The sequence below is a fragment of the Massilia varians genome (assembly GCF_027923905.1).
GTDB lineage: Bacteria > Pseudomonadota > Gammaproteobacteria > Burkholderiales > Burkholderiaceae_D > Telluria > Telluria varians_B.
On sequence record NZ_AP026966.1, the window covers coordinates 139,316 to 157,110 of the forward strand.

The 17,795-nt window shown below is 59.3% G+C and carries 14 protein-coding genes and 2 pseudogenes; 4 read left to right on the top strand and 12 right to left on the bottom strand.

The window, feature by feature from the left end; all coding sequences use genetic code 11:
- Window positions 1-30 precede the first annotated feature (30 nt).
- Both MasN3_RS00615 and MasN3_RS00620 read left to right on the top strand, forming a co-directional pair.
- Window positions 31-192, top strand: a complete 162-nt coding sequence (locus tag MasN3_RS00615; RefSeq protein WP_281911388.1) for a hypothetical protein — start codon at window positions 31-33, stop codon at window positions 190-192.
- Window positions 193-698: 506 nt separating this feature from the next.
- Window positions 699-968 (top strand): annotated as a pseudogene (locus tag MasN3_RS00620) (transposase); the annotation flags it as partial.
- Here the strand turns inward: MasN3_RS00620 and MasN3_RS00625 are convergent.
- Entirely contained in the window at window positions 969-2,168 is a 1,200-nt protein-coding gene (locus MasN3_RS00625) for an ISL3 family transposase (RefSeq protein WP_370662345.1), read from the bottom strand.
- Window positions 2,169-2,254: 86 nt separating this feature from the next.
- Between MasN3_RS00625 and MasN3_RS00630 the strand changes: the two are divergent.
- A pseudogene (locus tag MasN3_RS00630) lies at window positions 2,255-3,220 on the top strand (IS3 family transposase); the annotation flags it as partial.
- Between the two features lie 119 nt (window positions 3,221-3,339).
- Here MasN3_RS00630 and MasN3_RS00635 read toward each other — a convergent pair.
- The 10 genes from MasN3_RS00635 to MasN3_RS00680 all read right to left on the bottom strand — a co-directional run bounded on the left by MasN3_RS00635 (window position 3,340) and on the right by MasN3_RS00680 (window position 16,242).
- Window positions 3,340-3,831: a hypothetical protein gene (locus MasN3_RS00635; RefSeq protein ID WP_281911391.1), complete on the bottom strand. Its 492-nt coding sequence runs from the start codon at window positions 3,829-3,831 to the stop codon at window positions 3,340-3,342.
- A 140-nt stretch (window positions 3,832-3,971) separates the two neighbouring features.
- Window positions 3,972-4,871: a phospholipase effector Tle1 domain-containing protein gene (locus MasN3_RS00640; protein WP_307730394.1), complete on the bottom strand. Its 900-nt coding sequence runs from the start codon at window positions 4,869-4,871 to the stop codon at window positions 3,972-3,974.
- A gap of 66 nt (window positions 4,872-4,937) precedes the next feature.
- Complete coding sequence (locus MasN3_RS00645) at window positions 4,938-5,456, bottom strand: RHS repeat-associated core domain-containing protein (protein WP_281911393.1); 519 nt, start codon at window positions 5,454-5,456, stop codon at window positions 4,938-4,940.
- Entirely contained in the window at window positions 5,434-6,279 is an 846-nt protein-coding gene (locus MasN3_RS00650; RefSeq protein WP_281911395.1) for a hypothetical protein, read from the bottom strand. The genes MasN3_RS00645 and MasN3_RS00650 overlap by 23 nt, the downstream gene beginning before the upstream one ends.
- Before the next feature lie 21 nt (window positions 6,280-6,300).
- Window positions 6,301-6,924 carry a hypothetical protein gene (locus MasN3_RS00655; RefSeq protein ID WP_281911396.1) on the bottom strand — a complete coding sequence of 208 codons (624 nt, stop codon included), beginning with the start codon at window positions 6,922-6,924 and terminating at the stop codon, window positions 6,301-6,303.
- Between the two features lie 108 nt (window positions 6,925-7,032).
- Window positions 7,033-8,283: an IS256 family transposase gene (locus MasN3_RS00660; RefSeq protein ID WP_281913402.1), complete on the bottom strand. Its 1,251-nt coding sequence runs from the start codon at window positions 8,281-8,283 to the stop codon at window positions 7,033-7,035.
- A 35-nt stretch (window positions 8,284-8,318) separates the two neighbouring features.
- Window positions 8,319-13,577, bottom strand: a complete 5,259-nt coding sequence (locus MasN3_RS00665; protein WP_307730395.1) for an RHS repeat-associated core domain-containing protein — start codon at window positions 13,575-13,577, stop codon at window positions 8,319-8,321.
- A gap of 84 nt (window positions 13,578-13,661) precedes the next feature.
- Complete coding sequence (locus tag MasN3_RS00670; RefSeq protein WP_307730396.1) at window positions 13,662-14,945, bottom strand: DUF192 domain-containing protein; 1,284 nt, start codon at window positions 14,943-14,945, stop codon at window positions 13,662-13,664.
- Between the two features lie 6 nt (window positions 14,946-14,951).
- Window positions 14,952-15,884 carry a type II secretion system F family protein gene (locus tag MasN3_RS00675; RefSeq protein WP_281911400.1) on the bottom strand — a complete coding sequence of 311 codons (933 nt, stop codon included), beginning with the start codon at window positions 15,882-15,884 and terminating at the stop codon, window positions 14,952-14,954.
- Window positions 15,885-15,921: 37 nt separating this feature from the next.
- The gene (locus MasN3_RS00680) at window positions 15,922-16,242 is read right to left on the bottom strand and encodes a type II secretion system F family protein (protein ID WP_281911401.1); all 321 of its coding nucleotides are present in this window, start codon (window positions 16,240-16,242) and stop codon (window positions 15,922-15,924) included.
- A gap of 14 nt (window positions 16,243-16,256) precedes the next feature.
- Between MasN3_RS00680 and MasN3_RS00685 the strand changes: the two genes are divergently transcribed.
- A protein-coding gene (locus tag MasN3_RS00685) for an IS3 family transposase (protein ID WP_281907664.1) occupies window positions 16,257-17,437 on the top strand; the annotation gives its coding sequence in 2 pieces (ribosomal slippage) (window positions 16,257-16,524 and window positions 16,524-17,437; 1,182 coding nt in all).
- A gap of 14 nt (window positions 17,438-17,451) precedes the next feature.
- On the opposite strand, the gene MasN3_RS00690 is transcribed toward MasN3_RS00685, so the two are convergent.
- Window positions 17,452-17,793, bottom strand: a complete 342-nt coding sequence (locus MasN3_RS00690; RefSeq protein WP_281911403.1) for a pilus assembly protein TadG-related protein — start codon at window positions 17,791-17,793, stop codon at window positions 17,452-17,454.
- Between the last annotated feature and the right edge of the window lie 2 nt (window positions 17,794-17,795).

The following is a 17,795-nucleotide window of genomic DNA, read 5'->3' on the forward strand; positions in this document are numbered from 1 at the left end:
CGCGGGCTACCGCGCAAGGCCTTTAACAACGTGGACGCTGGGGCCAACCCGGGCATACTCAATGCGACGACAACCCTCGACGGCGTGCCGATCCTGAGTGAACGATTCGTCGAAGACGCGAACCAGCTACAATTGCTGCGCGAATTGAAGGTTGTCGCGCGCAAGGAGAGCGAGGCAAACTTCGTCGACTAGTTTGACTATGCTGAGTCTGTGCCGATCATCCGTTTGCACCACGCGGTGGCGTGGCGCTGGTGCTTTGCTGCGGCCAAGGCGCGCAGGGCATCATCCTGCACCTCGATTCGAACCGGAAAACCGAGTGGGACGCGCCTCGCGAGCTCCCTGCGAAAGCTGCATCTGCGCCGCTGTCGGCGTTAGGCGGTAGGCCATCCGGCCGACTTTTAGCCGGTCGGGTTCTATACCGGTTTTGCATATGCGTTGTGGTCCAGCCAGCATCTAAGCCGGCGCCTACCATACGCCGCGCGTCGCCGTTGCCGTTGCCGTTCCCAATTCATCTTGATTGCCTATATCATTCTGCGGCAGCAGCGGTTGTCAGCGCCGTCATTCAGTTTGCGGTTGACATTCGAGGAAAGCGACGTCTTGTTTGTCTTGAATGCCGCAGCGCTGACGATCAGGCGATTTGAGGTACGCTGATTTTTTCGGACACTCTTGTTTGGTAAAGTTCACCAACAGGAGCCTTTATGAAGACATTGAAGAAGACGTACACCCCGGAACTCAAGGAAGAAGCCGTGAAGCTGGTGCTGGCGCAGGGTTTGTCCATTGAGCAGGCAGCAGCACGAGTAAGTATCCCAAAAGGGACGCTGGCCAATTGGGTAGCAGCCGCCAAACGCGGGCCGGCCGCAACAGCAGCCCCTGGAAGCCGCTCTGTGGCCGAGCTGGAAGCGGAGAACGCGAAGCTGCGCAAGCAGCTAGCCCAGGCAGAGATGGAGCGGGACATCGTAAAAAAAGGTTCATCGCGTTTTGCCGGGAAACGCATCCTTGATTTTCAGGAAGAAGTAGGATGCATCCCGAAATCCGTAGGCCATGCGCTTGATGACTTTGATGCGGTTGTTGACGCCTTCCAGGATCGATGAGTTCATCGGATAGATGGCCGAAGCCAGAATGCCGCGCCGGTACTTGGCCAGCCGTTTGGCAAACTGGATCAGCGGTGTGATATGGCTTTCCAAGGCGAGTTTGAGCCAAGCCTTCCATCGACGAGCACCTTCCCGGACCGATGGCGCATACCAGATCTCTTTCAATTCGGTCTTGAGCAGGTAGACCGTTGCCAGCGGCTGATTGGCGGCGAGCAGTTCTTCGAGCTTGACGGCCTGTTCGGCCTTGAGGTTGTCGCGGTTGCGTAGTAACAGCCAGCGGCTACGCTTGATGACCTGGCGCGCTTTTGGTTCGGCCCGTAACGTATTGGCTTGATCGACGCGCACCCGGTCGACGACTTCGCGGCCGAAGCGGGCCACGACATGAAACAAATCGTAGACCACCTCCGCGTTTGGACATTGCTGACGCACTTCAAGGTCCATGGCCGTGTTCATATCCATGGCCACCGCCTCGATTCGCTGGCAGCCTTGCTCGCCCAGCAGCTCAAAGAATGGCCGGATCGCTTCCCGGCTGTTGCCTTCCCCAACCCACAAGACGCGCATACGCTCGGCATCCATGGCCACGGTAGCGTAGCGATGGCCCTTGTGCAGGGCAAATTCGTCCATGACCAAGCGGCGTACGCCCACCGCCGAGAAGTCGCCGTGCAGCTGCTTTAGTCGCCGATGATCAATCTCTTTGATGGTATGCCAGTGCAGCCCGGTCAACCGGGCTATATGGGCTATGGGCAGCAACTGCGCCAGCGCCTCGACCCACAGACGCACGCGGTGCGTGATGCGCGCCCGGCGGTCGAGCCAAACAATGTGCTCGGCCACTCGTGCATTGCAGTGATGGCAGTCCAGCCGCCGTACCGGCACATCGAGCCAGACGCGCTTGTCCAGAACGTCGCGATCGCGCACCTTACGCCTTCGGCGCTCATGCACCAGGGCGCAAGGCTGGTGGCACGCTCCGCACACAGCATCCCTTGCCGGGCAGGTATCGAGAACGATTAACAGTGATCCGTCTTCTTGTTCTTGGACGGTGTCGACAATATGGCCTTCCCAAAACGGGACAGACGACATAGCATTGAGCATGGCGGTGGTTTGATAGACTGATTTGTTTGGCGACTATCAATCTACCAACATCAGGCCACCGCCACCACCTCCCGATTAGATCGTCAACCCCGTCTTCCCCCATTCCCCGCGAAGAACCTAAAAAAAGCGGCGGCGTACTTTGCGCAGGAGTCGCTGCCAAGTACGCGTGGATAAAGACAATGCGACTCGATTTCCCTGGCTATCCTGTGAAGCTGATGTGCCAGGTATTGGACGTCTCGCGCAGCGGCTACTACAACTCGCTGCAGGCCAAGCCATCGACACGCGAGCAGGAAGACGCTCGGTTGAAAATCCTGATTACGGCAGTGCATCGGCAAACCCGAGAGACCTACGGGGTGCCTCGGATAAAGCACGAGCTTGCTGCACAGGGCCATGAAGTTGGTCGCGACCGTGTGCGCCGACTTCGCCAGGAGCTCAATCTGCGCTGCAAACAACGGCGCAAATTCATCGCAACGACAAACTCGAATCACAACCTTCCCATCGCTGAGAACTTGCTGGAACAGCGGTTCGCGCCGAACAGGCCTGACGAAGTGTGGGTGACCGACATCACCTATATCTCCACTGCCGAAGGCTGGCTGTATCTTGCCGGCGTAAAGGACGTTTTTACCTGCGAGATCGTCGGCTACGCGATGGGCGAGCGCATGACGCAGGAGCTGACGACGCAGGCCTTGTGGCGCGCCGTGAGCCACAAGCGGCCGGCGCCAGGGCTGATCCATCATTCGGACCGTGGAAGCCAATACTGCGCCCATGCCTACCAGGAGCTGGTGGCGCAGTTCGGCATGCGCGCGTCGATGTCGCGCCGCGGGAACTGCTATGACAACGCGCCGATGGAGAGCTTCTGGGGCACGCTGAAGAATGAGCTTGTTCATTATCGCCGCTATGCCACCCGTGCTGAGGCAAAGGCCTCGATTCAGGAATACATCGAAATTTTCTACAACCGACAGCGGCGCCATTCCCGCATCGGCTTTGTTCCGCCAGCGTTGTTCGCCGAATCCTTCAGCGAACAGCCGCAGGCGGCTTAAGACGAGCGTGTCCGTTATTGACAGTACACCTCAATTCTGGGCATCATAGGCGTAGGTGCTCATCTGGTCGGCTGCCTCCTGTAGGGGTCGATTGCCTTCGGCACCTATATGAAACTTCATCACAAAGGGTCGCCCCCTTCCGAGTCCTGCTTGATGTCGGTGGAACTATTGACCCTCCAACGGACCTTGATTCCATCGGTCGTCCAGATGAAATGCAACCAAAGCATCTTGTCGGGTAGCTGATCCGACGGCGTGGTGGCGCGCGACTTGGCGACCTCGTCTAATGCCCATGCAGGCACCTTTTCCGCCACCTTGACGCGCCCGGTCTTCATCGGCGCAGCCCGGTACACCTCTCGTACGTAGTCGCCCCAGGCCTCCTCGGTGGCGAACGACTCGCGCGGCTGCCCGGGGTATGGCAACTCCTGCCATGTGAACTCGATCCAGACTGGTAGGCCAAAAGTGCCTGGCGCGCCTCCCATCGTAGCACCGCCGTTCATAGGGTCATCAGAAGGCCCAAAGGAGCCTGCGTGAAGAAATGGCTGGCCGGCCTGGTCCACCGCGTTCCTGATCTGGATCCGGACGCCTGGCACCGTACTCGTGAAGTTCAACACGGCTCCTCCTGTTGGGGGCTCACCTCTCCACAGGCGAAAGCCCCCCAAAGCAAGGAGGAGCAGCCCGAGAATGGCGCCGACCATGAATAGCGCACGGGTGCGCGTCGAATGTTTGGTGTGGGCAGTATTCACTGGATATCTCATTCGCAGAGACGGGTTTGCGCAGGCTGCTGGAAGGCGATGCTAATACCTATTTTCTTGGTCCACTCACTGTATTTCGCCATGTCCACCATCCCGACTGCGGGAGAGCCGGGTTGACCGCACCAGCGGTTGTAGTAAAGGATGAGGGACTTTGTATCTGCAATGCTGTAGCCGCCGATTCGTGTGTTTTCCAGAGCTTGTACTTCTTTACCGTCCGTATAGACAATCTTCCGATTGTCGTAATGCGGCGCCAGCCTCGGCACTTGGATATGGTTGTTGCTGCTGTCGTGAAGGATGGGGAGTGTGACGATATCCCATCCGGAATCCTTTACAGTCTGTTCAACGAACTTAATGCCCTGCTGTCTGGCCTGGTCCAGCATCCACATCAGCGCAACATCCGACAAGTCACCCGAGGCATAACCGCCGCCAACGTCCGAATGAGCCCCAACGAAGGCCTGCTCGATCCGGTTGGCTCGCGATGGCTGCTGCGAACCCAGGATCGAGCGCAAGTGAAAGCTCACCGGGTCGCCGCGGTATTCATTCAGGGCAACGGCATGCGCTGCATGGCGCACCGCTGTAGGAATCCGGAAGTCATACTTGTCGTCGTTGCCGTGCAGGTAGCCCAGATGCGAGACGGTGTCGAACAGACCCTCGAAGCGCAGGTTGAGACAGCGGGTTTTTCGACTCTTGTTGGATGTGTACTGCCCATTACGGATTTTGCCCACCAGCTGGTTCAGCCAGACCCGTGCCTCGGCCGCGCCGCGGCTGAAGCCGACGACATCGATGTCGATCAGGTCCGATTTGGTATCGCTGTCGATAAACTCGTCGAGGAACTTGAAGCCTAGCGCGACGCGCTGGTCGAAGCCGTCGCCGTTGGCCACATTGCCTTCATAGCTCATGTTGATGTCCGTGGTACCGATGCCGGTGATGTAGAACTTTCTCCCGTTAAGCTTCTGGTCGTAGGCCTAGTATATCTTCCGCACATTCGACAACGATGCCCCCGCCCCGGGATTGGCGCTATTGCCGGTGCCGTCGAAGGCAAACAGAATGAGGCCACTCGGGTCCACGTACTTCAGCGGGTTGCCGTCCACATAGGCATAACTGTTGACGCCGCCGTGCAGCCCGATCGGATCGGGCGAGAGATAACGCCCCAGCTCGGGGTCGTAATAGCGACGATCGTTGTAGTGCAGTCCGGTTTCAGTATCGAGATACTGCCCTGGCAGACGCAGGTTAAGCTCGAAGCCGCGCTGCGCGCTCAGGCTAGAAAGCTTGCCGTAGGGATGATATGCCGCGCGCCAGAGCAGCTTTCCTTCACGGTCAGTAGCCGCCTCCACCGCACCCAGGTGATTGGTATGCAGATAGGCGGTTGCGTCCGGCCTCGAAATCCAGCCGGCGACTGCCGCCCCCAGGTCGGCCACGGCCTGGGCGAACGCCGAGCGCGGCTGCGCGACCAGGGCAGTATCATCGCAGTCGATCACCGCCACGACCTGATCGGCCAGGTACACGTACTGGCGGGCGATCGAGCCGTCGGCGGAGAGCTCCGCGCGCAGCTTGCGGTCTTCGTACAGGTAGTGGCGCAGCGTGCCGCCGCTTTCCTTGGCCACCCGCAGGCCCCGGTGGTCGTAGCGGTAACGCGCCAGGACCTTGTTCCCGGCACGCACCTCGCGTAGCTGGTACCGTGGCGCTGGCGACCAGGCGATCCTGGGCATCGTAGGCATAGCTACTGGTCCGGTCGGCGGCTTCCTGCAGGAGCAGCTTGCCTTCGGCATCCCACAGATAGCGATGATCCAGCAGGGCATCTCGATCACGCGCGTGTCCAAGCGCGCCCGGCAGTGCCGGCGCCGCCGCGAATCCATTGTTCGGGCCGGTGTGCAGACCCGCCGCGCGCGCACGCGCCGCGGCGGCCGGCCTGGCGCCCGACAGGACAGAAAGCGCCAGCGTCATGCCGGCAGCCGGCGCCACACGTGGCGGCGCGCGGTAGTCGACCCTGGCCAGCACCCCTTGCGCACTGCGCTGGTAGCGCGCACGCACCCCGTTGCCGTAGGCGGCGCTGCGCAAACCGACGATGTCGCGCTCCAGGTCCCTGACGATGACCTCGGGAGATTGCAGCCAGCGCAGCCAGGAGGTACGGATACGGTGACGCTCGAGCGACACGACCTGGCCCTGGCCGTTGCGCCGGTACTCGAGCATGCTGCCGTCGGGCAGGGACATGCCGGACAATCGACCGCTCGGGTCATAGGCATATTCGGTCAGGCTGGTGACGGCCTTGCTGCCGGGCGGCGACACCGTCACGGTCCTGGCGGTCATGTAGTCGTCAGGCCGACAATTTCATATGGGGTCTCCACCTTCGGGAGAATTGCCCCCACGCTCGCTATTGTGGATTTTCCAACGCATTTTGATTCCCTCAGTTGTCCAGATGAAATGCAGCCACAGCATCTTGTCGGGCAGCTGATCCGGCGGCGTCGTTGCGCGCGATTTGGCGACCTCTTCGAGTGCCCATGCGGGCACCTTTTCGGCCACCGTGACGCGCGCTATCTTTAGCGGCGCCGCGCAGTATCGCTCGTTGACATAGGCATTCCAAGCTTCCTCAGTGGCGAACAACTCGCGTGGTTGCGCAGGGTACAGCAACTCCTGCCATTTGAACTCGATCCAAGTTGGCAATCCAAAAGTGTCCGGCGCGCTTCCCATTGTTGCTCCACCCTTCATTGGCTTGTCAGAGTGATGAAAGGAACCTGCATGTGCGAAGGGACGTCCGGCCTGGTCTCGAGCGCTACTGATTTCGATCCTCTTAGCCGGTATTGTGCTCGTGAAGTTCAGCACGGCCCCGCCTGTGGCGGGCTCGCCCTGCCACAGGCGGACGCCCCCCAAAACAAGGAGAGCTAACCCCAGAATGGCGCCGACTTTAAAAAGCGCGCGGGTGCGCGTTGAACGTTTAACGTGGCGATTCTCCATTGGGTCCTCATTCGCAGATACGGGTTTGGACGGGTTGCTGGAAGGCGATGCTAATACCTATTTTCTTGGACCTGTCAGAAATTCTGTGTGCGGGGCCAGAATTCGTAGTTAGGTAATTGCGTTCGTGAAGCGCTCGCCGAACATAATGGCGAACTGATTGGCAGCCTGTTTCCAGGTACGCTGCGGCATCTTCCAATCTTTCTCGATATTGCGCAAGGCCAGAAACAACAATTTGGTTGCTGCTTCGTCGCTGGGGAAGTGGCCGCGGTTCTTGACGATCTTTCGCAGGCGCATATGCAAGCTCTCGATGGCATTGGTCGTGTAGATGATGGTGCGCACTTCCGGCGGATAGGCGAAGAAGGGAATTACCTGCTGCCACTGGCGGCGCCACATCGCTGCCACCGTCGGAAATCTGGTGCCCCATGGCCCGGCCGCGAACGCGTCAAGCGCCGCTTCAGCCAAGTCAGCATTGGCAGCCTGGTAGACGGGCTTCAGGGCCGCCGCCAGCTCCTTGCGGTCCTTCCACGCTGCCAGCGTTGTCGAGTTGCGAATCAGGTGTACGATGCAGGTCTGAATCTGCGCTTGCGGGTATACCGCCTCGATGGCCTCAGGGAAGCCGCGCAGGCCGTCGACGACGGCGATCAGGATGTCCTCCAGTCCTCGGTTCTTCAGTTCGTTGAAAACCTTCAGCCAAAACTTGGCTCCTTCCGTTTGCTCGATCCACAGGCCCAGCACCTCCTTGCGGCCATCGGCACGAATGCCCAAGGCCAGGTAGACGGCCTTGTTCTTGACGGTGCCTTCGTCCCGGATTTTCAGGCGCAGCGCGTCGAAATAGACGATCGGGTACATCGCTTCGAGTGGCCGCTGCTGCCATTGATTGACCTCTTCGAGAACCTCGTCGGTGATGGTCGAGATCAGGTCTGGCGAGACGTCGGTACCGTACAGCTCCAACAAATGCCCCTGGATTTCGCGCACGCTCATGCCGCGCGCGTACATGCTGATGACGTGATCGTCAAAGCCCGTCATCCGGCGCTGGTGCTTGGCCACCAGCTTGGGCTCGAAGCTCGACAGGCGATCACGTGGAATGTCCAGATGGAGTTCGCCGCCCGGTGTCAGCACCTTCTTCGGACTGCTGCCGTTACGGTGATTCTTGCTGCCTTCGCCCTCGCTGGCCAGGTGATGGCTCAGCTCGGCCGACAGCATGCGCTCGGCCAGCATCTTCTTGAGCTGTCCGGCCAGGCCAGCTTCACCGAGGATCGATTCGGCGTCCTTGTTCTCGACCTGGGCGAGCAACTGGTCGATCAGCTCGACCGGGAATGGGTATGCGGCTTTCTGTTTCTTGGGCTTTTTGGTGGTCATCACTTCGGTCATGGAACAGTCCTTTCGAGATTATTTCATGACCCCGTTCCACACAGAAATACTGACAGGCTCATTTTCTTGGTCCACTCACTGTATTTCGCCATGTCCACCAGCCCAACTGCGGGCGAGCCGGGTTGACCGCACCAGCGGTTGTAGTAACGGATGAGGGACTTTGTATCTGCAATGCTGTATCCGCCGACTCGTGTGTTCTCCAAGGCTTGCACTTCTTTACCATCCGTGTAAATAATCTTTCGATTGTCGTAATGCGGTGCCAGCCTCGGCACGTTGAGATGGTTGTTGCTGCTGTCGTGAAGGATGGGGAGGGTGACGGTCTTCCATCCCGCCTTCGTAATCAGGTCTTCATCGAACTTGATCCCCTGTTGCCGGGCTTGGTTCAGCATCCACATCAGCGCCACATCCGCCAGGTCGCCCGACTCATAGCCACCGCCAACGTCCGAATGGGCGCCAACGAAGGCTTGTTCGATCCGGTTGGCTCGCAATGGCTGCTGCGAACCCAGGATCGAGCGCAGGTGAAAGCTCACCGGGTCGCCGCGGTATTCATTCAGGGCAACGGCATGCGCTGTATGGCGCACCGCTGTAGGAATCCCGAAGTCATACTTGTCGTCGTTGCCGTGCAGGTAGCCTAGATGCGAGACGGTGTCGAACAGACCCTCGAAGCGCAGGTTGAGACAGCGGGTTTTTCGACTGTTGACGGATGTGTACTGGCCATTGCGCATTTTTCCCACCAGCTGGTTTAGCCAGACCCGTGCCTCGGCCGCGCCCCGGCTGAAAGCGACTACATCAATGTCGATCAGGTCCGATTTGGTATCGCTGTCGATAAACTCGTCGAGGAACTTGAAGCCTAGCGCGACGCGCTGGTCGAAGCCGTCGCCGTTGGCCACATTGCCTTCATAGCTCATGTTGATGTCCGTGGTACCGATGCCAGTAATGTAGAACTTACTTCCATTCAGCTTCTCATCGTAGGCCTGGTATATCTTCCGCACATTCGACAAAGACGCTCCCGACCCAGGATTAGCGCTATTGCCGGTGCCGTCGAAGGCAAACAGAATCAGCCCGCTCGGGTCCACGTACTTCAGCGGGTTGCCGTCCACGTAGGCATAACTGTTGACGCCGCCGTGCAGCCCGATCGGATCGGGCGAGAGATAACGCCCCAGCTCGGGGTCGTAATAGCGACGATCGTTGTAGTGCAGTCCGGTTTCAGTATCGAGATACTGCCCTGGCAGACGCAGGTTAAGCTCGAAGCCGCGCTGCGCGCTCAGGCTAGAAAGCTTGCCGTAGGGATGATATGCCGCGCGCCAGAGCAGCTTTCCTTCACGGTCAGTAGCCGCCTCCACCGCACCCAGGTGATTGGTATGCAGATAGGCGGTTGTGTCCGGCCTTGAAAACCAGCCGGCGACTGCCGCCCCCAGGTCGGCCACGGCTTGGGCGAACGCCGAGCGCGGCTGCGCGACCAGGGTAGTGTCATCGCAGTCGATCACCGCCACGACCTGATCGGCCAGGTACACGTATTGGCGGGCGATCGAGCCGTCGGCGGAGAGCTCCGCGCGCAGCTTGCGGTCTTCGTACAGGTAGTGGCGCAGCGTGCCGCCGCTTTCCTTGGCCACCCGCAGGCCCCGGTGGTCGTAGCGGTAACGCGCCAGGACCTTGTTCCCGGCACGCACCTCGCGTAGCTGGCCGGCGGCGTCCCAGCGGTAGGTCCTCGTCCCGGCAGTAACAGGCTGGCCGGTCGGGTCGTACACGGGTGCCGTGGTCGCGGTATCGCCGAGCCAGCGCTGGCTGCCGGGCGCGTAGCGTGCCGCACGCGTGCCGGCCGTGAGTTCATCCTGGCTGTCGATGTCCTGCTGCGACAGCACGCGATTGCCAGCGCCATCATACAGGTAGCGGCTGACACTCATAGCCGGCAGCGTCTTGCCTACCTTGAGCACCGTGGCGCTGGCGACCAGGCGATCCTGGGCATCGTAGGCATAGCTACTGGTCCGGTCGGCGGCTTCCTGCAGGAGCAGGTTACCTTCGGCGTCCCACAGATAGCGATGATCCAGCAAGGCATCCCGATCACGCGGGTGTCCAAGCGCGCCCGGCAGTGTCGGCACCGCCGCGAATCCATTGTTCGGGCCGGTGTGCAGACCCGCCGCGCGCGCACGCGCCGCGGCGGCCGGCCTGGCGCCCGACAGGACAGAAAGCGCCAGTGTCATGCCGGCAGCCGGCGCCACACGTGGCGGCGCGCGGTAGTCGACCCTGGCCAGCACCCCTTGCGCACTGCGCTGGTAGCGCGCACGCACCCCGTTGCCGTAGGCGGCGCTGCGCAAACCGACGATGTCGCGCTCCAGGTCCCTGACGATGACCTCGGGAGATTGCAGCCAGCGCAGCCAGGAGGTACGGATACGGTGACGCTCGAGCGACACGACCTGGCCCTGGCCATTGCGCCGGTACTCGAGCATGCTGCCGTCGGGCAGGGACATGCCGGACAAGCGACCATTCGGGTCATAGGCATATTCGGTCAGGCTGGTGACGGCCTTGCCACCGGGCGACGACAGCGTCACGGTCCTGGTAGTAATACGCCCGGCGGCATCGTGGGTGTACTGTTCCTGCTGACCAGGATGGTCGATCCTGGTCAACCGGGAGCCCTTGTAAGTCCAGGTCGTCACGCTTTCCCGCTGACCTTTTGGCGCGCGCGGATCAGTCAGGGTCTGCCGGACGATACGCCCGGCCACGTCATACTCGTAGTTGGCCCAGTTGCCGTTCGCATCGGCGCTCTTCACCAACCGGTCGGCTTCGTCGTAGCGCCGCATAAGCATGCCGCGGTCGGCATTACCGGTGGCGACGATGCGCCCGAAATCGTCGATAAGCTGGTGTGTCGTCAAACCACCAGGCGTGGCGATGCGCGCGATCCGGCCCAGTGGATCACGTCCCAGGCGCAGCGTCGTGTCGTACAGGCCAGCTTGCGTCGTGTTGGCGGCTTCGGTTACCTGCGACAGCTGGCCTCTTTCGTCGTAGCGGAAATGCCGTTGGCGGCCCAGGGCATCGGTGACAACGCCGGGTAAGCCCATTGCATTCCAGTCGATGCGGCGCGTCCCGCTAGCGTCATCGGTCAGCGCAGTCAGGCGTCCGGTAGCGTCGTACTGGAAGCGCCGGCCTTGACGAAAACTCGCCGACATCACGCTCTCCGCCAGCAGCTTGCCCTCGGTATCGTAATGACGAATCGCCGCGATGCCGATGTGCGAGGCCACCGATGTCTGGCGCCCGGCGTTGTCATGGTCGAAGCGCAGGACAGGTCGGTAGCCATTTCCAGCGTCTTCCCCAGTTTCGATCATGTTGCCCATTCCATCGTAGCGAAAGCCCAGCCCTATTCCGCCACGATCAATTGCAACGACTTGGTGACGGGCGTTGTACGCATAGGTGGATGCCTGGCCATTCGGTCCGACGACTCCAGCGATGCGGCCAGCCGCGTCGTAGCGCACCTGGCTGCGCATTCCACCGGGTAGGGTCATGGCCGTCACTGCGTTGCCCCGCGCATCCCATTCGAGTGCCGTGATATCGGCCGTTACGGGCGTGGCGCCTGGCCCGTTCGGAAGCGGGCCATCGATCGTGGTAAGCAGGCTGCGGCCGCTTACCAGCGTGTAGCCGTAGCGCGTGGTGCGGGAGAGGACTTGCGGCACTTTCTCCTCTCCGCTTGTCGGGGTCCATCCGGACTCGGTGATAGCAAGCGGCTGGCCGTGCGCATTGTACTGGTAGCGCGTCTGCGTCTCCAGGCCAGGAACAACGCTGGGGCGCGCAATCAAATGGGGACGCCGGGCATCGCCAATGTACTCGTAACGCTCGATCCAACTAGATTGATGGGGCTTACCGTGACGGTAATCGGTCCGGCTAACCCGGGAGATTCGCCCCCCATGGTCATACTCCGTCGATATTCCCTCTAGCGGGGTTCCGCTGGGTGATAGGCGGATTGTTTCGATCAACCTGCCGATGTCGTCATAACGGTACCGAACGTCGCTGTCGCCGCAGCTGGCGCATCCCGCACCCCGCACTTCCAGCAGCCTGTATTGCCCTGCCAAGATGATATGGCGGTAAACCGTTTTCTTTCCAAGGCTGTTGCTAACGACGGTCTGGCCGGCAGTACGGGTATCTAGGGTCACCTGTTCCACACCGGTACCCTCGACCAGGGATGCGGGTTGCAGTGGCTTACCGTCGGGACCAGTCTTCAGGCGTGCCGGCAGTCCCCGAACCGTGAGGTTGCCTTTACCCTGATCGTCGTATCCATAGGTCGCGATACGACGGACGACTGGCTTGCCCGTCGTTCCCGGCTCCTCGACACTCATGCCAGTCAGTAGGGTCGGATGACGCGGGTCTTCGTAATAGTAACGCTGATGCCATTGGCCATCTGGACCTTTAACGCTTACCAGATTGGCCAGCACGTCCTTGCTCGAACCCAAGGCAGCTTTCGGCATCACACTTCCGTATTCATATGCGATTCGGCCTACGGGTGTGTCGATGAATTGCACGCCACGGAAGCGGTCACCCGCGCGCGCCAACTCGGCCGAGAGATAGTGCAGGCGCAGACTGCGTCCCTGCGGATCGGTGACTCCAAGCAACAAGCCTCTCGAATCGTATTGTAAGCTCAGGAATTCACCTGTGGGAACGGCAATCTGGAGCAGCTTGCCAGCGGCGTTGAAACTCAGGATGCGGCCGTCAGCCCAGAGCCAGCGGTATTCGTCGCCACGCGCAGTGCGCGTGATTCGCACCGTACCTTGGGACGGTTCCGCTGTGCTGCAAAGGCTGGGGTCATTCGGATCGCGCGCGAACATCACGCGCGATCCATCTGCCTGCACGATCTGAATGGTCCGGCCTACTACATGCAGCTCTGTCTCGTAGCTCAGTTTCCAGCCACGGCCAACGATGCCATTCGTATGCGTCGGCCTGCTGTATGCGCTGTTGTAATGTCGTACCAGTTCCAGCCCGAGGACGCCAGGCAGCGGTGGCATGTCGACCTCGCGTTGGTACTTGTTGCCGCTGATAACATTGATTGGATTGCCGGCGCCAACGTCTACACCAGTGTTGCTTGCGCTAGTTGCCGGACCCGGCGCTCCACAAGTACCGCCACCGGGCTGCGGACCGCACGATCCTGGTCCACCCGGTCCAGGGGGCGGGGTAGTTCCTGGAGCGCAGCTCTGGATCGTGGGATCGCAACTGCCTGGCAGTGGGATCTGGGCCGGCGTCGATTTTGTGACAAATGCGCAGCAAAACATAACAATCATCAGGGCCGATTTGTTTTTCATGCACGTTCCCTTTGAAACAAAATGGATGGCTAAACGCTGCCCGTTTCATCAACGGGATCTGCTATTTGAATTTATGCATAGTTGCTAGGCAGACGGGCCTTCACAAACTGGACAATCGGTTCCACTACATGGCCCACCTGGGTCAACTGGAGGTGAGGGTTTCGGTTGTGAAGGATGGCAACTGAGGGTTCCGCACTCCGGTGGCGGCGTATTGGCTACTGGCGGGTCTCCCGGGTCTGCTGGCTGGCCGCCGTTACCTGCACCGGGCAGGGACACTGGGTTGTCACTCTCGATTGGATGCGACTGCATTTGCATTGTCACGTGAGTAACCACCGGGATACGCCCCGACTCCACCAGTTTGGTATGGAAAGAATCAGACTTCGGGTCCAGCCACTTCAGGTAGACCTTATAAATATTCGACACAACCGGGACCTTCGGCATGTAACCATGCGTGATCCGTAGTTTTATAAGATTCGCGTCCTGCCGGTTCTGTCCTGAATTCGCTTTAACCTCGTCCATCCCGGGGCTCAAAAACGGCAGGTTGCTGTTTCGGATAACCCGCCGGGATCCGGTCTTCAGTGCCGCCTGAAGGACAGGATCGTTCCAGTCGTCGAAGCTTTCTTTGGTCGGATTGACTAGCTCAATCCGCACGTTGCCCGCCAAATCGGCCTTGGCTTTGGCGAGGGACGCGGCAATCTCCGTCGCAGACTGCCCACCGCCATACAGTGGAACCAAAGCGTTAGCAAAGGCAGTTTCTATCTTCTCCAGGCTCGCATTGCCCACACTACCTGCCCTTGCAGCCATGAAACTCGCATGATTTATCTGATTCTTTGCGAAGAAGAGAAGACCATATTGCAAAATGGCCAAGCCCAGCAGCGTAATGAGAGGCCCGACGACGACAAACTCCGTCATCGCAGATCCGCGCTGGCCCTGGTGTTTAACTGGAGATCCCGACACCGGCCTTGATCTGCAAGGCACGTCGACCAACTGGCTTTCGCAGTCAATTGCAAACTTGTCGATACTTCCTGCGGCTAGCTCAAGCGTATGAACTTCGCCGGCTTTCAATCCGCGCCTAGGCGCCAGGACACTTGTTTTCCATGGCGCTAGCCCACGGACATATTTCAACACGCGGCCTTCGCTGTCGATATACACGACGTCGATGGGATAGCGCATGAAAAAACAGTGAACACTCGAGCATCTCGGGATCAGAAAGCCTAAGCCTTGAGGAAGCTGTGTAGAAAGCATGAGACCGCGGAATCGCTCCCATAGCCCACGGGCGGTGTGTAGTCTGATGGAGTGGCTGCCGGAGCGCGTATGCAATCTAGCCTCGTAATGGTTGGACAAATCCATGTCAGCTTGTATGGTCATCTATTGCTACAGCCCAGAGTTCATGAATTTCATGACGATCGGGAAGAAAAGGACGATGAACGTACATGGGAAAATGAAGGCAATCAGGGGGAACAGCATCTTCACTGGCGCCTCCATCGCCAGCTTTTCCGCGCGAAGAAATCGCTCGCTGCGCCGTTGGTCCGCCTGCGCCCGTAGCACCGGACCAAGGTTCATCCCCATTTTTTCTGCTTGGATGACGGCAGTGATGAAATTCGTGACATTTGGCTCCGCAAGTCGCTCAGCCATCGTGCGTAATGACTCCGCACGACTCTTCCCAGCACGAATGTCGCGCAAGACGCGCTGGAACTCATCGCGCAGCACTCCTTTCGGTCCCTTCGCAACGGCCTGGCTCATCGCCCCCTGCATGTTCAGCCCAGCCTCGACACACAAGGTGATAATGTCCAGATAAAAGGGAATAGACTTGAGCAGCTCGCTTTTCCTTCGGAGGATCAGGTCCCGTAGCCAGATGAACGGGTAGGCGTATCCGGATAAAAAGCCGACCGCACTAAACTGTAAATACCCCATCAGGGAAATACCGGTACCGTCCTCGCTTGGAATGTCGAAAGTGCTCGTTCCCCACCAAGTCAAAATGGCAATTAACAAACCAGAAGTGATGGAACCTGCTATAAATTGAGATGGAGATAACGAGTACTCAAGGCCCGCCTTGCGCAATCGCACAACCAAGGCATCATGCTGCTTCGCCGGCATATAGCCGGAAATTGCATGACTAATCCAATGGATCGGAATCCAGGCAAGGCGAAATGCAAGCGGCGGCGCGTCCTTGTACTGGCGATCCTCTGGTGGGATCTCGGCTACATTTCGACTGACAATCCATGCTGCCAAGGCGACTGACATCCCTATCCCGAGGGCGAACAGCGCCACTACCCAACCGCTATGCTGAAGAAGTAATTGATGCATCGGCAAGCCCCCTGGTTAGCTAAATAGGACGGGGTTCTCAAACGTCGATTGCGATAATTTTTCGAATTACAAAGATCCCCATGAACTCAAGGAACACGAGAGCAACCAGCGCCCCCCAGCCGATTCGAGTAGTCCACAGCAGCGCCATCGCCTCTGGTTCCATTCGCTGAAGTATCAATAGCAGCACAATGGGTAAAAAACCGACGACCCAGGCTTGCAGCTTGCCTTGCGCCGTCAATGCGCGAATCTTTCCCTCCATCTGCAGCCGACTGCGGATAGTGTTGGAGGTACGCTCCAGTGTTTCGGCCAGACTGAGGTACGCTGATTTTTTCGGACACTCTTGTTTGGTAAAGTTCACCAACAGGAGCCTTTATGAAGACATTGAAGAAGACGTACACCCCGGAACTCAAGGAAGAAGCCGTGAAGCTGGTGCTGGCGCAGGGTTTGTCCATTGAGCAGGCAGCAGCACGAGTAAGTATCCCAAAAGGGACGCTGGCCAATTGGGTAGCAGCCGCCAAACGCGGGCCGGCCGCAACAGCAGCCCCTGGAAGCCGCTCTGTGGCCGAGCTGGAAGCGGAGAACGCGAAGCTGCGCAAGCAGCTAGCCCAGGCAGAGATGGAGCGGGACATCGTAAAAAAAGCGGCGGCGTACTTTGCGCAGGAGTCGCTGCCAAGTACGCGTGGATAAAGACAATGCGACTCGATTTCCCTGGCTATCCTGTGAAGCTGATGTGCCAGGTATTGGACGTCTCGCGCAGCGGCTACTACAACTCGCTGCAGGCCAAGCCATCGACACGCGAGCAGGAAGACGCTCGGTTGAAAATCCTGATTACGGCAGTGCATCGGCAAACCCGAGAGACCTACGGGGTGCCTCGGATAAAGCACGAGCTTGCTGCACAGGGTCATGAAGTTGGTCGCGACCGTGTGCGCCGACTTCGCCAGGAGCTCAATCTGCGCTGCAAACAACGGCGCAAATTCATCGCAACGACAAACTCGAATCACAACCTTCCCATCGCTGAGAACTTGCTGGAACAGCGGTTCGCGCCGAACAGGCCTGACGAAGTGTGGGTGACCGACATCACCTATATCTCCACTGCCGAAGGCTGGCTGTATCTTGCCGGCGTAAAGGACGTTTTTACCTGCGAGATCGTCGGCTACGCGATGGGCGAGCGCATGACGCAGGAGCTGACGACGCAGGCCTTGTGGCGCGCCGTGAGCCACAAGCGGCCGGCGCCAGGGCTGATCCATCATTCGGACCGTGGAAGCCAATACTGCGCCCATGCCTACCAGGAGCTGGTGGCGCAGTTCGGCATGCGCGCGTCGATGTCGCGCCGCGGGAACTGCTATGACAACGCGCCGATGGAGAGCTTCTGGGGCACGCTGAAGAATGAGCTTGTTCATCATCGCCGCTATGCCACCCGTGCTGAGGCAAAGGCCTCGATTCAGGAATACATTGAAATTTTCTACAACCGACAGCGGCGCCATTCCCGCATCGGCTTTGTTCCGCCAGCGTTGTTCGCCGAATCCTTCAGCGAACAGCCGCAGGCGGCTTAAGACGAGCGTGTCCGTTATTGACAGTACACCTCAGGCACCCCCCTGACGTGCCCTTGGGCATAGTCTAACCAAGACGAAACGCTCACCATCTGTGCTATTAGCACCTCGTTTGCGATCAATGCACGATTTGTGTAAGCAGAAAAATTCAGTGCTCGCGCGTGCATTACACCTGCGCTGTATGCCACAGCATCTGCCGTATTGACCAACTTCGTCTTTTCGCTAGAAAGTTGCGCAGTGTTAAAAAGAAAAAATAACGCTACGAGTCCTACGGTTAAGACGAATAACCCATAGATAAGCGCCTGCCCACGTTGGCGGGCAGGCCACTGGTGATTTGTTGACTTTGGGCTGATGTGCATCT

Coding starts and splice junctions, on each gene's coding strand:
- MasN3_RS00625 (WP_370662345.1), bottom strand. CDS start 2,168: ATGTCGTCTGTCCCGTTTTGGGAAGGCCATATTGTCGACACCGTCCAA.
- MasN3_RS00640 (WP_307730394.1), bottom strand. CDS start 4,871: ATGAGCTATGAAGGCAATGTGGCCAACGGCGACGGCTTCGACCAGCGC.
- MasN3_RS00650 (WP_281911395.1), bottom strand. CDS start 6,279: ATGACCGCCAGGACCGTGACGGTGTCGCCGCCCGGCAGCAAGGCCGTC.
- MasN3_RS00655 (WP_281911396.1), bottom strand. CDS start 6,924: ATGGAGAATCGCCACGTTAAACGTTCAACGCGCACCCGCGCGCTTTTT.
- MasN3_RS00660 (WP_281913402.1), bottom strand. CDS start 8,283: ATGACCACCAAAAAGCCCAAGAAACAGAAAGCCGCATACCCATTCCCG.
- MasN3_RS00665 (WP_307730395.1), bottom strand. CDS start 13,577: ATGAAAAACAAATCGGCCCTGATGATTGTTATGTTTTGCTGCGCATTT.
- MasN3_RS00670 (WP_307730396.1), bottom strand. CDS start 14,945: ATGACCATACAAGCTGACATGGATTTGTCCAACCATTACGAGGCTAGA.
- MasN3_RS00675 (WP_281911400.1), bottom strand. CDS start 15,884: ATGCATCAATTACTTCTTCAGCATAGCGGTTGGGTAGTGGCGCTGTTC.
- MasN3_RS00690 (WP_281911403.1), bottom strand. CDS start 17,793: ATGCACATCAGCCCAAAGTCAACAAATCACCAGTGGCCTGCCCGCCAA.